Raw genomic sequence first — 14,508 nt, forward strand, 5'->3', positions numbered from 1 at the left:
ATGATGGAATTACACATAGCTCAGAATACACAGGAACTCAGCGAAAACCTGGCCGCCTGGATCAGTAATTATATCCAGGAAGTATTACAGGACCAGCCCATTTTTACCCTGGCGCTTTCCGGTGGGAATACACCTAAACAGCTGCATATGCTGCTGGCAAAGGAGCCTTACAAAATCATGATACCCTGGAACAGGATCCATTTCTTCTGGGGAGATGAAAGAGCAGTACCTTTTGAGGACGAGCGTAACAATGCGAAGATGGCATATGATACGCTGCTGAACATTGTAGGCGTACCTGAAGAGAATATTCATGTAATGCGTACGGATATTCCTCCCGAAGAATCAGCGGCAGCATATGAAAAGATGCTGCACACTTACTTTAAAGAAGGCGAAACCACTTTTGACCTTGTACTGTTAGGTATGGGGGATGATGGTCATACCCTGTCCCTGTTCCCCGGCATGCCCGTGGTGCATGAACAGGATGCCTGGGTGAAAGCATTCTTCCTGCCTGCGCAGAATATGTATCGCATTACGCTCACTGCCCCGGTAGTGAATAATGCGGCATGTGTGATATTTATGGCTACCGGTACTGGTAAGTCGCTCACATTAAAGAGTGTTATTGAAGGCACTTTTAATCCGGATAAGTATCCTTCCCAGTTGATAAGGCCGGAGGATGGAGAGCTTCACTGGTTTGTGGACGAAGCTGCTGCCGGCGCACTGGAAATGTAGCAATATTCAGAAAATATACAGAAAGGGTGTATCAGATCATTGATACACCCTTTCTCTTTTTTGTGATGTTTTGTCAAGATACTATTGGTCACCGCACAGATGGTATTTGGAAATTGGGTCTTCGGGTTTTACTTTTAGATAACTTAAATTCCTGTATGAAAAAGAGCTTCCTTTTTATAGCCATGTTATTGGGCTTTTCATCCCTTTTTGCACAAAAATATACGGCCGACTGGGCTTCGCTGAATAAGCGGGGTATTCCGGCATGGTTTAATGAATCCAAGTTCGGGATCTTTATCCACTGGGGGGTATATGCAGTGCCTTCTTATGCCGTGGTAGGCCCGGGAGGGTATTCCGAGTGGTACTGGTGGCAGCTGAACGGAGCTACTGATGGCACACATCAGCAGGTAGCTGCTTTTCATGATAAGAACTATGGCAGGGATTTCCCTTATGAGAAATTTGAGCAGCAGTTCACGGCTTCGTTATTTGATCCCGCCCAATGGGCGGATGTGTTTAAGCGTTCAGGTGCTAAATATGTAGTACTGACTTCCAAACATCATGAAGGGTATTGTTTATGGGACAGCAAACAGGCGAATGAATCCTGGGGGCATCCCTGGAATGCAGTGAGTGGTACGCCTAAACGTGATTTACTGGGAGACCTCACTACGGAAGTGCGGAAGGCCGGTTTAAAGATGGGGTATTATTATTCTCTTTATGAATGGTTTAACCCGGTATGGAAGAAAGATAAGCAACAATACATTAAGGATGTAATGACACCTGAGTTTAAAGACCTGGTAACACGGTATAAGCCTTCCGTGATTTTCTCTGACGGAGAGTGGGACTTATCAGATACCGCCTGGCATAGTACAGAGCTGCTTTCCTGGTTGTATAATGAGTCTCCCGTAAAGGATGAAGTGGTGGTAGATGATCGCTGGGGTAAGGATACACGTGGGAAGAATAACGGCGCTACTTACTTTACTTCCGAATATGGCAGTGGGATGCAACCGGGTGTAGTATGGGAAGAGAATCAGGGTATTGGTAGTTCCTATGGGTATAACCGTATGGAGAACGTGAATGATTACAAAAAGAGTAGTGACCTGGTTTTATTACTGGTGGATATAGTGGCCCGTGGGGGTAACTTATTACTGGATATAGGCCCTACCTCAGATGGGCGTATTCCGGTGATCATGCAGCAGCGCCTGATTGATATCGGGGCCTGGCTGGAGACTAACGGAGAAGCCATTTTTGATACGAAGCCCTGGAAGGAAACGCGTCAGTGGAGTGCCGGGAAACGGCCGGAAGTAAAGGAAGCCAATTTTATGGCGAATTATAATGTCTCTAAGATGGTACTACCTTCCAAGGACTATGCCCATATTGAGATGTTCTTTACGCAGAAACCGGGTGTGCTTTATTGTATTGCGACCGCTTTTCAGCAGCAGCTGAGGATCAAGGATTATACGCCGGCTAAAAAAGCGGTGGTGAGTATCTTAGGTTGTAGTAAAACGATTGGTTATCAGCAACAAGGACGCGATTTGGTGATAAACCTGGCCGGATTAAAGCCGGGGGATATTCCAGGGAATATGTTTGTTGTGAAAATCAAGGAGTAGGCAAAGTGCGCGGTTAATATGGCGGAGAGTAGGAGGAGACATGAAGGAGCCATAGAGCAGCCATGCTTTAGATAGGTTAAGAACAGGAATAAAACAGGATTATCCTACGTTTATCCTACGTCTTTTAACGTAGGATAAACGTAGGGTAATCCTGTTTTGAAGCCGTTTTGTTCCTGTTCAATTCCTTTTATTACCATTTGTCGCTGCTCACCATATCTATCATTTCTCCTTTCAATAGGGAGCCGGTGGGAGTAGCCGGGTATATTTCTTCGAAGCTGCGAACCTGGTTCATAAATACCCTGCGGGAAATATGCCCCCGCGTGATCTCGTGAGGATCTCCCAGTCCGGCAGCAGCAGTTAATTCGATCGCGCTTTCTATGGTATCGCGGTGGTAGTTGGCCACGCGGTGTTTTTTGTCTTCCACTACCAGTCCGGCCATGAGCCATTTATCCTGGGTAGCTACGCCTGTAGGGCAGCGGTTGGTATTACATACCAGTGCCTGTATGCAACCCAGGGCCATCATCATGGCTCTTGCGCTGTTGCAGGTATCTGCACCTAAAGCCATTGCCCTTAAAATATGGTAGCCTGTAAGGACTTTACCGGATGCGATCAGTTTTATTTTGGTACGGATGCTGTATCCTCTGAGGGTATCATGTACAAATGCCAGCGCATCCATGAGGGGCATACCTACAGAATTGGAGAATTCAGGAGGAGCCGCGCCGGTGCCGCCTTCCCCACCGTCCACAGTGATGAAGTCCGGATAACAGCCGGTTTCCAGCATTGCTTTGCAGATAGCGTGGAACTCCTGTTTCTGACCTATACATAACTTAAAGCCTACTGGTTTACCCCCGCTTAACTTCCGCATATGGCTGATGAAGGTGACCATTTCACGGGGAGAACTGAAGGCGGTATGATAAGGAGGTGAAGCAACGGTCGTATTAGGTTTTACGTGCCTTATAGCCGCAATTTCCGGCGTATTTTTAGAAGCAGGTAAGATACCACCATGACCTGGTTTTGCTCCCTGGGAGATCTTTAATTCGATCATTTTTATCTGGGGGATGGCACTTTTCTCTGCGAAGAGTTTTTCATCGAAGTTACCTTCATCATTACGGCAGCCGAAGTAACCGGTACCTATCTGCCATATGATATCTCCTCCCTGGTTCAGGTGATGTTCGCTGATACCCCCTTCTCCTGTATTATGGGCGAAATTACCCAGCTTTGCCCCACCGTTCAGCGCTTCTACCGCGTTGGAACTCAGAGAGCCGTAACTCATGGCAGAGACGTTGAGTATACTGGCAGAGTAAGGTTGGGTGCATTCATCTCCCCCGAAGAGTACCCGGGGATCTTTATTCATTTTGTCGAATGAACGGGGTTGTATGGAATGGGCCATCCATTCGTAACCTTCTGCGTATACATTGAACTGGGTACCAAAGGGCTGGGAGTTGAGTTCTCTTTTTGCCCGCTGGTAAATGGTGGAGCGGTCTACCCGGTTTATAGGGCTGCCGTCGATATCACTTTCAACGAAGTACTGGTAAATTTTAGGGCGGATATCTTCCATGAAATAACGCAAACGGCCCACGATAGGGTAGTTGCGCATGATAGCATGTTTTTTCTGTGTAATGTCTATTAATCCCATGATAATGAGCGGTACTATGAGTGTCAGCAACCACCATGTCCACGGGAAGAAATAACCAAGTGCCGCAATAACTGCCACACTGCCAAGCGAGAAAGCAATAAATCCTTTCATATACTAAGTCCCTTTTATTTAATAAATAAAGATAGGAAAAATCAAAAGGTGAATATTTTATGTTATATCAGTTTCTTCTCTTTTAACACATTGGAGATCTTGTATGTATCATTGTAAAGGGGGCTATGACTGCGGAAAAACTTACCCAATAGCTGTTTGATTTGCAACAGTATAACATTATCTTACGGCAGTTAATATAGTTCACTTATGAATTTTCGCCGTTTAACTCTCGTATGCAGCCTGCTGGTGGTTATTGTTGCCCCAGGCTTTGCACAGGCCACGTTTGATGCTTCCCGTTTGAAGGTATCCTGGGAAGTAGTAGAAAATCATTACAAGGGGAAAGATCAGTTCCTTTCTGTATTTAATATTGTAAATACTGGTCAGACGGCTTTGCCCGCACAGGGCTGGCAGTTGTATTTCAACTTTGTGCGGTTTATTATTCCTGGTGTTACTGCCGGAAATGTGAGTGCATCGCATATAAACGGCGATCTGTATAAGTTGACGCCTACTACAGCCAGTAAAGGTATTGCACCTGGAGATTCTCTTCGTATAGAGCTGGTAGCAGATGCCTGGGCGGTAAATTTTACAGATGCTCCGGATGGATTGTATATTGTATGGGATAATGATCCGGGCAAAGGATATGCACTCAAAAATTACAGTATCCGTCCTTCCACACAGCCTAAGCAGTATCTGCGTTTTCCGGGTGATAAATCACCATTGCTGACTGCTGCTGATATCTACAAACAGAATAAGAACATTCCTGATATAGAAGCGTCTGAATTGCCGTTGGTATTCCCTACTGCGAAGGAAGAAGCAGCGGGCACCGGCGCTTATCTACTGGACATTAATACACATATTAATACAGCTCCTGCTTTTAGCAAAGAAGCCGCTTATCTGTCGTCAGAACTGGGAAATATACTGGGCAGGAAACCTGCTGTTGCAGGAGGGACCGGTATTGATTTACAGCTTGATAGTAGTTTTGCTCCTGAAGCATATAGTCTAGAGGTGACCGCCGGAGGTGTTGTTATTAAAGCTGCGGATGGTGCAGGTATTTTTAACGGTATCCAGTCGCTGAAAATAATAATGCCACCTGCTACCTGGGCTGGTGTACAGAAGTCTGTGACTATTCCTGCTGTGAGGGTGAAAGACGGGCCTCGTTATGGATACCGTGCTTTTATGCTGGATGTAGCGCGTAATTTTCATAGTAAGAACGATATACTGAGATTACTGGAAGTGATGTCATTGTATAAACTGAATGTGCTGCATTTTCACCTGACAGATGATGAAGGCTGGAGGCTGGAAATTCCTTCCCTGCCTGAACTGACAGCTGTAGGCGGGCATCGCGCACATGGCGTGGATGAGAAGTCGGCATTGCAGCCGGCATATGGCTCAGGACCGGATTTAGCGGATAGCGCGGGGAATGGTTTTTACTCCCGCAAAGATTTTATAGAGATATTACAGTATGCAACGGTAAGGCATATACGTGTTATCCCTGAAATTGAAACACCGGGTCATGCACGTGCAGCTATCAAGTCTATGGACGCACGTTATGCAAGGTTGATGAAGGAAGGGAAACGTGAAGAAGCAGAAGCATATCTGTTAACAGACCTGGAAGATAAATCAGCATATCAATCTGTGCAGAACTGGAATGATAACGTGATCAACGTTGCATCGCCTGCAGTGTACCGTTTCCTGGATAAGGTAGTGGAAGAAGTGCAGGCTATGTATAAAGATGCCGGTGCGCCCCTGGAATATGTGCATATGGGAGGAGATGAAGTACCTGCCGGTGTATGGGAGAAATCTCCGGTAGTGAAAGCATTGATGGCAAAAGATAGCAGGATTAAGAGTACCAATGATCTGTGGTATTACTATTACGGAAAGGTGTACTCTTTGCTGAAAGCAAGAGGATTGAAGTTGTATGGCTGGGAAGAGATGGGCATGCGTAAAACAGTACTGGATGGTCAGCCGCATAATATTCCTAATCCTGATTTCAGCAATGGTGGTTTTATGCTGGACGTATGGAATAATACAATGGGCGGTGGCGCAGAAGATCTGGCTTACAGGCTGGCGAATGCTAATTATAAAGTGGTATTCTCTGGTGTGAGCAATCTGTATTTTGATATGGCTTACCAGAAGGTGTTTGATGAACCGGGTTTTTACTGGGGAGGATTTGTGGATATTGATAAACCGTTCTATTTAATTCCTGAAGATTATTATAAGAATTCAAAAGTGGATGCACTGGATAATCCGCTGAGACCAGATCTTTTTGTAGGGAAGGACCGTTTAACTTCTTATGGTGCAGATAATATTATAGGGATACAGGGGCTGTTGTGGAGTGAAACGGTAAAGAATTCAGGAAGAATGGAATACATGCTGTTGCCTAAGTTGCTGGCATTGGCGGAACGTGCGTGGGCTAAGAACCCTGCATGGGCTACTGAAAAGGATAATGCAAAGAGTGAAGAGATGTATGAGAAAGCGTGGGGTACATTTGCCAATGTATTGGGCAAGCGTGAGATGGTAAGACTGGACCATTACAATGGAGGGTATAATTACCGTATCCCTACAGCAGGAGCTGCGATCATAAATGGTGCTGTTGTAGCGAACCTGCAGGTACCTGGTCTGGTGATCCGTTATACTACCAACGGGAAAGAGCCTGATGTTAAAAGCAAGGTGTATACAGGGCCTGTTAAAGAAAAAGGGATTATCACTTTTAAAGTGTTTGATACAAGAGGACGAGGAAGCAGAATAACCACGGTAGTGAATAAATCAGCTGATATGAAGGCTGGCGCTTTACAATAAAAGGGATTCTATAAAAACAGTACGTGTTTGTAGTAATATTTATATCCTCTTAAAACAGGCTGTCAAAAGTAACTAATACATCTTCGATATGTTTGCGGCAAAACACTAAAAAAGGTTCCGTTAGGAGCCTTTTTTAGTGTTTACAAATACTTTTGACAGCTTGTTTTAATATTAGCCATAAAAGGCTACTGAACCTGGCTAAATGCATTGAACTTTTTACTATTACCCGTTATAATAATCTTCTATATATTTTAATGTATTGGTAATCAGTAGTGAAAAAGCATTGAAATGTTAGTGCCTGCTAATAACCTGAGATAATGCCAGGCTTACGGTAGTATAAGCCCCATATAAGCCCACTCATAGTCCCCTCATAGTCCCCTCATAGTCCCCTATAAGCCCACCTTACTTAGGGTGGGCTTATAGGGGACCAGTATAGTAGTTAATTGCCGGTTATAAAGCGTTTACAGGAGGGTTTAGGCTCTTCCTGTGGTAAGACATACTACAATCACGTAGCTTATTGAATGGCAGTATTTACCAATCACTCCTGAAATTCGTGATTGGGGGAACTCCCGAGCCTGTGTTTGTTATTTGTGAGTGTCTGCAAACACGTTGCTTGCGAAGAAACTTTGCAGTCGCGAATAGTTTATCGGGTCCCTTAATATTTTATGTGATAAATACACTTACTTATAGTAAATTTGCTTAATAAATTGGCGTAAGCCTATTCCCGCCTGAACCTACTACATATCCCTGCTCTTAAAAAACGATGTATATGTCAAAGATTATGATAGCTGTAGATTTTAGCAGCTATTCCGCCAGCGTTATAGCTGCCGGTATGGAACTGGCCAGGAGTACAAAATCCTCAGTAGTATTACTTTCTATTCTGGATAAAGCGGCAGAATTGATCCCGTCCGTAGAAGGCGGGGAGTCCTCAGATGAATGGACGAGAAGGGTACAGGACATTGCCACACGTCTGAATGTTTTTGCGGCAGATTATGCTGATGTAGCCGTAAGCGTTAGTGCCATTATTGGAAGTCCGAAAGAGGATATTCTGGAACAGGCCGCAGAACAGGGGATACAAACGCTTGTGCTGGGAACGCACGGACGCACCGGACTGGATCATTTGCTGGTTGGCAGTACTGCGGAATTTGTGATCCGTCATTCTCCGATACCTGTATTGGTAGTGCCATACAAACAGACAAAGCATTAAAATTAAATTAAACTGGAGGTCCTGATCTTTTTCACCACAACTTACTTGTAGATTTGTGTGTTAATGTGATACCCGCTTAAAAGACAAAATCGAACCTGTAATGCCCTTGATGAATAAGTTGAAATTAGGACCATTGTTACGTAAGCTGCATTGGAAAGAGTTGCTGGCTGTGCTGTTCATACTATTAGCCATTTACTTTTTCCGGCAGCAGCGTCATGAACTGTTATCATTGATGCCTGCCATTGAGCGGGCCAACCGTTTTTGGGTGATCACCGGTGTATTATTTACCGGTGGATATATCCTTTTGCAGGCATTGATGTATGCCTGTAGTTTTAAATCGGTAGGTAGTAAACTGGATGTGGAACGGTGCACGGAGTTATTTCTGAAAAGGAACCTGCTCAGTATCTTTCTTCCGGCAGGAGGGGTGAGTTCCCTGGCCTATTTACCTCAGAGTCTTAAACGCAGTTACATCAGTAAACAACAGATTCACCAGGCATCCGGTATTTACGGATTCACTGGTATCTTCTCTGTATTCCTGGTGGGGATACCGGTAGTAGGATTTGCGATACTGCATGATGAATCCATGTTGGATGCTGTAGGCGGACTAACAGGTATCTGCCTGGCACTGGGGCTGACCGTCTGGATTGTAAGGTCTTTCCAGACGAAAGGATATGCTTATCATCTGCTTGAAAAATATTTCCCTAAGGCCATTATGCATGTAGATGAGATCTTTGCATTCAACCTGCATCGTCCTTCCTTTGCAAAAACGGTACTGGTATCTGCCGGTATTGAAATAGTGGGTATTGCGCATCTGTATATCAGTATGCTGGCCACTGGCGCAACGCCTTCGCTTGAAGCCGCCTGTGTGGGATACATTGTAGCCACCATTTTCCTGATCGTGTCTCCTTTCCTCCGGGGATTAGGGGCGATAGAGCTATCACTTGCGTACTTACTGACTAAATACGGATATACTTCTTTGCAGGCGCTGGAGATCACTTTACTCTACCGTCTGTTTGAATTCTGGTTACCCTTGTTGGGAGGTATAATGGCATTTATATTAAAAGGGAGGCACCTGGTATTGAGGTTGTTACCGCCGGTGCTGATCTTTCTGCTGGGGATGGTCAACATATTTTCGGTATTAACGCCACCACTGACCAACCGTATTAAAATGCTGAAGGCTTATATTCCGGGGGAGAGCATCCATGCGTCCAACCTGCTGGTGGTATTCCTGGGCCTGGTATTGCTGGTGACGGCCACTTTCCTGTTCAGGGGCTTACGTAGCGCCTGGATAGTGGCATTGTCGGTGTCTGTTTTATCCGCCTTCGGGCATATCAGTAAGGCATTGGACTATGAAGAAGCCACGCTGGCCTTGCTGACCAGCCTTATTTTGATTATAACTGCGCGTCAGTACCGGGTAAGGAGTAACCGTCAACTGGTGAATATAGGGGTAGTCACGGCAGTCGCCACGTTGCTGGTCGTGCTGATATTCGGGACGATAGGTTTCTATTTCCTGAATGTGCGGCACTTTGGGATGGACTTCACTTTGGTTCGTTCCCTGCGGGCCTCTTTTCATGGGTTCCTGTTACTGGAAGACGATGGGTTGCATCCGGTGACGCGTTTCGGTCGTGAATTTTTAAGTGCGATCCAGGTACTGGGAGTAGGAGCCTGGGCGTTTTTGTTCTATACTATCATCCGGCCTTATCTGCCGGCAGGCAAGCAAACGAATGCAGCCCTTGAAAAAGCGCAATTTTACCTGAGCCAGTATGGAAATTCTGCGATGGATTATTTTAAGATAGGGGATGATAAACTGTTGTTCGTATCTGAGGATAACCAGGGATTCATCGCTTACAGGGTAGCCAGCAGCTTTGCCATAGTACTGGAAGAACCTGTTTGTGCAGAAGAGGCCAAATTGCCCCTTTTGCAGGAGTTTGAGGCACAATGCCGCAAAATGGGGCTTCGTCCCGCTTTTTATCGTGTAGATGAGCAAAGCATGTATTATTTTGAGCATCTGCGGAAAAAGAAATTGCTGATAGGACAGGAGGGGATTATGGACGTAACTACCTTCTCTCTCAGCGGAAAGGATAAGAAGTCTATGCGGAACGGATTGAATAGTCTTGCCGCCAAGGGATACGTCACTACTATGAACCGTGCACCATTGTCATTAGAACTGGTACAGGAATTGAAAGAAATATCTGATGAGTGGCTGGAGCAATACGATGTAAAGGAGCTGACTTTCTCCCAGGGGTTGTTTGATGCGGATGCTATTATGGAACAGGATGTAATTACCGTGATCAATGCGGAAGGGGAGGTGGTCGCTTTCCTGAATATCATTCCGGATTATGCACCCGGGGAATGTACATATGACCTGATACGTAAACGGACAAATGCTCCGGGAGGTTGTATGGACGCGCTGATCATTGCATTGATACAGGATGCGAAAGAGAAAGGCCTGCAATACCTGAATTTAGGATTGGTACCAATGTCTGGTATAGAGCAGCCACAGAATACGGCAGAGCAGGTAGTGAAGTTTGCTTATGAGAAGATCAAGGCTTTCCGTCATTATCAGGGATTGCGTGAATTTAAAGAGAAGTATGCTACTGAGTGGGCGAATAAATACCTTGTATACGAACATGATTTTGATCTTATACAGTTACCGGCAGCGCTTAGTAAGGTGATGAAAACATAATAAAATGGGAATAGGAAAATACGCCCTCCTGATGGGTTGCATGTTATTGGGAATGGGAGCGGTGAATGCGCAGACGGATATCAGTAAGTTACCGGTAACGGTGAAGGTCCCTTCTGTGGTGGTGACTGAGCGTCCGATTGTGCTTTTCATTACAGGAGATGGGGGAATGAAGAAATTCTCTGTAGATATTGTTAATATTTTAGCCGGCAGGGGGTATCCTGTTATCGGGTTAAATACGCTTAAATATTTCTGGAATAAAAAGACACCGCAACAGGCCGCAGCAGATGTAACGGCCTTGTTGCAGTATTATTCTGCCCGGTGGAATAATCATGCGTTTATACTGGTAGGTTATTCTATGGGGGCGGACGTACTGCCTTTTATTTATCAGCATTTACCTGCTGCGTTTCAATCCCAGACGCAGCACCTGGTATTTATATCTCCATCTGCAAGTACAGATATGGTGGTACATATTTCTGATATGCTGGGCAGAACATCTACGCCTGGCAGTATGAGTGTAACGGGCGCGATGAATGGAATTACCGGTAAGCCATTGTTACTGGTATTTGGTCAGGATGAGAAAGATTTTGATGTAAAGGCATTGACTATCCACAATTATCATCAGCTTGTTTTACCAGGAGGGCATCATTATAATGAGGATGCGCCGGGGGTGGTACAACAGATCCTCACACATTTATATGCGATAGCGAACCCATAAGGGTCATTAACATTTTCATTTTAGCTCTTATTGGCTCTCATAGCGGTTTTGCGTGAGGGCATATTTCATTATTTCCTGATATATTTTTTGCCGTTAACAATTTATTAACCAAATTCTGCGCGCTGTAATGTAACATTACAACGTCGTACGGAACCCTTATGCAGGTATCTACCGGGAAGGATTTTTTAATAAGACTTAACATTATAAACATTTAGCTATAATGGATAAAAGAATTATACAGACGATAAATTCATGCAATGGTGATCTGTTTTCAGAAGCCTTTGCTGACAAGACTTTTAATGGTTGGTTTTTGATGAAAACTTCCCAGGTTTCAACCAGGGGAGTTTCTATTTTGTCTAAAACCATGCACCATAAAAAACAGTTTGGCTGCTACAAAGTAGCAGTAGAATTCTTTAGCTTGCAGACTGGCTATCCTGTATGGGGATTTTGCTTCGATCTAAAGCCCTCAAAATATATGTTTATGAAAAATATGCTTATGACCCGTAATGAAAACATTATGCACACAACACTACTTACGTAATTAATCAGAAGAAGGAATTAGCCCATTACAGATCAGGAAAAATTGATTCACTTATTAACACATTCGTACATTGTAAACCCCCGTATGCCAGCATGCCTAAACGTTATTTTGAAAGATTACAGACCATTGATTATCTGATAAGGATCAAAGGCACAGGAAAACCCGCACATCTAGCAAAGAGGCTGAGGATTTCCGAGAGAACACTATTTGAATTTCTAAAGATGATGAAAGAGCTGGGAGCGCCTATTGCTTATGACCGCTATAAGGAAAGTTATTATTATTCGGAGAAGGGTGGTTTTAATATCCGCTTCGTAAAGAACCTGACATTAGTAATCATTGTATCAATGTTATCCATCTGCATATAATAACCCACAACCCTTACTCCCATATTTTAAATTATCTATCCACCTGCCAGCATGCATATAATGCAGGGGATTCCCTCTGCCTTGGCGGAACCTGACTGCGGAGTGTTATGCTCCGCAGTTAACGCCATATTAACTATTGTATTAACCCCTGGTTAACTTCTCCGGAGATTATGCTATTTATCTTGCCTCTCTGTAAATAATTTTTTTTTACAACAAACTCGATCTCCTTTTTGTTAATAATTAAGATGCGAACCTGAATTTTTCAAGGATACTTTTCTCATAAGACGGTTTAGATTTCATAAGCTTCATACGCAGGTTTCTATTCAGTTACCTGCTGTTTTTCCGGTTGAACGAATCTGGTGACCATTTCAAAAACTTGAACATATGCTGAAATTAGCTTCATTCTACACGTCCTGGGAAGGACAGTCAACCAGAATTGCCCTGGAAGAATTAATGTTTGTTGAGATTATGGAAGATTCCTGTGTATTACACCTGGAAGATTCGCGTGTAATGTCTGACAACGGTGCAGAGAAGATAATGTCCTACCTGCCGGAAGACAGTTTCCTGCGGGTACGGCACAAATACATGATCAACCTGAAGTATGTGACGGATATTAATGAGGATTATGTGTATGTGGGAACTATCAGGATAGCGCTCAGGTCGAGAGTGCAGCGAATGAATTAATGACAAAATATTATTATAAACTTAAAGGCCCTTGCCACTTTTGGTGGTAAGGGCCTTATTATTCATATGACAATCATTAACAACTGTTGCAGCATAGTTATTGGAAAAGGATACTACAACGAAAAAAATCTTTTATTAATCAGCTATAATCGCTGAATATTATATCAAAACTAGAGATAATGTTTGGATTTCGTGGTTAACCGATTGTTAAGGTCTTTTCTTTTTTCGTATGCTTAATCTTTAAATAGTGATATTATTTTCTCCCCTCCAGCAACAGATCTTTCTTTCCTTTCAGATTGTTTCCTATTTCGTCAGTTAAAACTTTAATATAAACCCGTAAATTGTACTGTAATTATCATACTTGTTATACCTGTGTCAACCTGAACCTGATCTTAACTATTTTCTTCCTTTTGGGATATTTATAATATTCAACAAATTGTTTATTAGTATTTACTGAAAAACCATATACTTATCCGATTGACTACTGCTTGTATTTGTATCAAATTTGTTTCCGTATGGGAAACCTTATAATCTGATCAGTTTATTGATTATCGCCATACAAAAATCCATCACTGGTAATACAGAAATAAGGTTTCGAAACATATACAAACCCAAAAAAAACGATATGAAAAATGTGCGGCGTAACAGCGCAGGTCAGCCCGGCAGAAATGATGCGGTAGAGGCAGAAGGGGGACAAGGCGATACCCTATCAGTACAGCAGCTGGCAAAAGAGATATGCAACATTGTATTTATGGATATTGATATCCCTGGCCTTGCCCCGGTCGAAGCAGCCAATATTTTAAAAGCAGCTTACCCAGAAGTGAATGTGGTCGTATTTACGTTGAATGGAAATAAAACCTCCACAGAACAGATTACCACTACCCGGATTGAGAGCTCTCCGCCTGTTTCTATTACAGAATTTATTACTTCTGTATATGAGGCTACCCTGCAAACCAATATACAGGCAATACAAAAAGTACTGACGTTCTTTAACCGGAAAGGGAGCGGAATGCCGGACCCTTATGGATTATCTTCCCGCGAATTACAGGTGCTGGATTGCCTTGTAGATGGAGATACCTATAAGAAAATAGCAGAACATTGTCATATCAGTGTTGGTACTGTACGATCCCATATCATGAATATTTACCGCAAACTGGATGTGAACTCCCGTTCCGGGGCTATCGTAAAAGCGATGCAGGAACGATTAATAGGAAGCTGATTCCTCATAACTTTTTATCTCCCTTTTTTTTATATAAAAAGAACTGAGTATTTTGCAACCCGGTCTATTTGTCTGCCAGCTTTAGTAGTGCTGGCTTCCTATGAGTGTTTGTTTATTTGTCTTATTTACTCTAGCCCTTCACGTAGCATTCTTACCAACGCAACCTGTCATTAGTCATTATTGAATTTGATAACTCGAAGAAAACAGTTCGT

11 protein-coding genes are annotated in these 14,508 nt (G+C 43.6%); 10 read left to right on the forward strand and 1 reads right to left on the reverse strand.

Annotation, left to right across the window (positions count from 1 at the left end; genetic code table 11):
• Together pgl and GO495_RS07855 are read left to right on the forward strand one after the other, a co-directional pair.
• The gene (pgl, locus tag GO495_RS07850; RefSeq protein WP_240915189.1) at positions 1-729 is read left to right on the forward strand and encodes a 6-phosphogluconolactonase; all 729 of its coding nucleotides are present in this window, start codon (positions 1-3) and stop codon (positions 727-729) included.
• 155 nt (positions 730-884) lie between these two features.
• Positions 885-2,333 carry an alpha-L-fucosidase gene (locus GO495_RS07855; RefSeq protein WP_157299172.1) on the forward strand — a complete coding sequence of 483 codons (1,449 nt, stop codon included), beginning with the start codon at positions 885-887 and terminating at the stop codon, positions 2,331-2,333.
• A gap of 190 nt (positions 2,334-2,523) precedes the next feature.
• Here the strand turns inward: GO495_RS07855 and GO495_RS07860 are convergent, their stop codons facing one another.
• Positions 2,524-4,080 carry an FMN-binding glutamate synthase family protein gene (locus GO495_RS07860; RefSeq protein WP_157299173.1) on the reverse strand — a complete coding sequence of 519 codons (1,557 nt, stop codon included), beginning with the start codon at positions 4,078-4,080 and terminating at the stop codon, positions 2,524-2,526.
• Between the two features lie 207 nt (positions 4,081-4,287).
• Here GO495_RS07860 and GO495_RS07865 point away from each other — a divergent pair, with 207 nt between their 5' ends.
• The 8 genes from GO495_RS07865 to GO495_RS07900 all read left to right on the forward strand — a co-directional run bounded on the left by GO495_RS07865 (position 4,288) and on the right by GO495_RS07900 (position 14,296).
• Complete coding sequence (locus GO495_RS07865) at positions 4,288-6,879, forward strand: family 20 glycosylhydrolase (protein ID WP_157299174.1); 2,592 nt, start codon at positions 4,288-4,290, stop codon at positions 6,877-6,879.
• 769 nt (positions 6,880-7,648) lie between these two features.
• Positions 7,649-8,086 (forward strand): universal stress protein, encoded by a 438-nt coding sequence (locus tag GO495_RS07870; RefSeq protein ID WP_157299175.1) that lies wholly within the window; start codon positions 7,649-7,651, stop codon positions 8,084-8,086.
• A 109-nt stretch (positions 8,087-8,195) separates the two neighbouring features.
• Positions 8,196-10,772 carry a phosphatidylglycerol lysyltransferase domain-containing protein gene (locus GO495_RS07875; protein WP_240915190.1) on the forward strand — a complete coding sequence of 859 codons (2,577 nt, stop codon included), beginning with the start codon at positions 8,196-8,198 and terminating at the stop codon, positions 10,770-10,772.
• 4 nt (positions 10,773-10,776) lie between these two features.
• Entirely contained in the window at positions 10,777-11,487 is a 711-nt protein-coding gene (locus GO495_RS07880; RefSeq protein WP_157299177.1) for an AcvB/VirJ family lysyl-phosphatidylglycerol hydrolase, read from the forward strand.
• A 220-nt stretch (positions 11,488-11,707) separates the two neighbouring features.
• Entirely contained in the window at positions 11,708-12,028 is a 321-nt protein-coding gene (locus GO495_RS07885; protein ID WP_157299178.1) for a hypothetical protein, read from the forward strand.
• 92 nt (positions 12,029-12,120) lie between these two features.
• A complete protein-coding gene (locus GO495_RS07890) occupies positions 12,121-12,393 on the forward strand; it encodes a hypothetical protein (protein ID WP_157299179.1) in 273 nt (90 codons plus the stop codon).
• A 384-nt stretch (positions 12,394-12,777) separates the two neighbouring features.
• Complete coding sequence (locus tag GO495_RS07895; RefSeq protein WP_157299180.1) at positions 12,778-13,077, forward strand: LytTR family transcriptional regulator DNA-binding domain-containing protein; 300 nt, start codon at positions 12,778-12,780, stop codon at positions 13,075-13,077.
• 625 nt (positions 13,078-13,702) lie between these two features.
• Positions 13,703-14,296: a response regulator transcription factor gene (locus GO495_RS07900; RefSeq protein ID WP_157299181.1), complete on the forward strand. Its 594-nt coding sequence runs from the start codon at positions 13,703-13,705 to the stop codon at positions 14,294-14,296.
• Positions 14,297-14,508 lie beyond the last annotated feature (212 nt).

The organism is Chitinophaga oryziterrae (genome assembly GCF_009758125.1).
GTDB lineage: Bacteria > Bacteroidota > Bacteroidia > Chitinophagales > Chitinophagaceae > Chitinophaga > Chitinophaga oryziterrae.

Excerpts from the sequence above, each read along its gene's own strand:
- pgl (WP_240915189.1), top strand. The coding sequence starts at position 1 with ATGATGGAATTACACATAGCTCAGAATACACAGGAACTCAGCGAAAAC.
- GO495_RS07855 (WP_157299172.1), top strand. The coding sequence starts at position 885 with ATGAAAAAGAGCTTCCTTTTTATAGCCATGTTATTGGGCTTTTCATCC.
- GO495_RS07860 (WP_157299173.1), bottom strand. The coding sequence starts at position 4,080 with ATGAAAGGATTTATTGCTTTCTCGCTTGGCAGTGTGGCAGTTATTGCG.
- GO495_RS07865 (WP_157299174.1), top strand. The coding sequence starts at position 4,288 with ATGAATTTTCGCCGTTTAACTCTCGTATGCAGCCTGCTGGTGGTTATT.
- GO495_RS07870 (WP_157299175.1), top strand. The coding sequence starts at position 7,649 with ATGTCAAAGATTATGATAGCTGTAGATTTTAGCAGCTATTCCGCCAGC.
- GO495_RS07875 (WP_240915190.1), top strand. The coding sequence starts at position 8,196 with ATGAATAAGTTGAAATTAGGACCATTGTTACGTAAGCTGCATTGGAAA.
- GO495_RS07880 (WP_157299177.1), top strand. The coding sequence starts at position 10,777 with ATGGGAATAGGAAAATACGCCCTCCTGATGGGTTGCATGTTATTGGGA.
- GO495_RS07885 (WP_157299178.1), top strand. The coding sequence starts at position 11,708 with ATGGATAAAAGAATTATACAGACGATAAATTCATGCAATGGTGATCTG.
- GO495_RS07890 (WP_157299179.1), top strand. The coding sequence starts at position 12,121 with ATGCCTAAACGTTATTTTGAAAGATTACAGACCATTGATTATCTGATA.
- GO495_RS07895 (WP_157299180.1), top strand. The coding sequence starts at position 12,778 with ATGCTGAAATTAGCTTCATTCTACACGTCCTGGGAAGGACAGTCAACC.
- GO495_RS07900 (WP_157299181.1), top strand. The coding sequence starts at position 13,703 with ATGAAAAATGTGCGGCGTAACAGCGCAGGTCAGCCCGGCAGAAATGAT.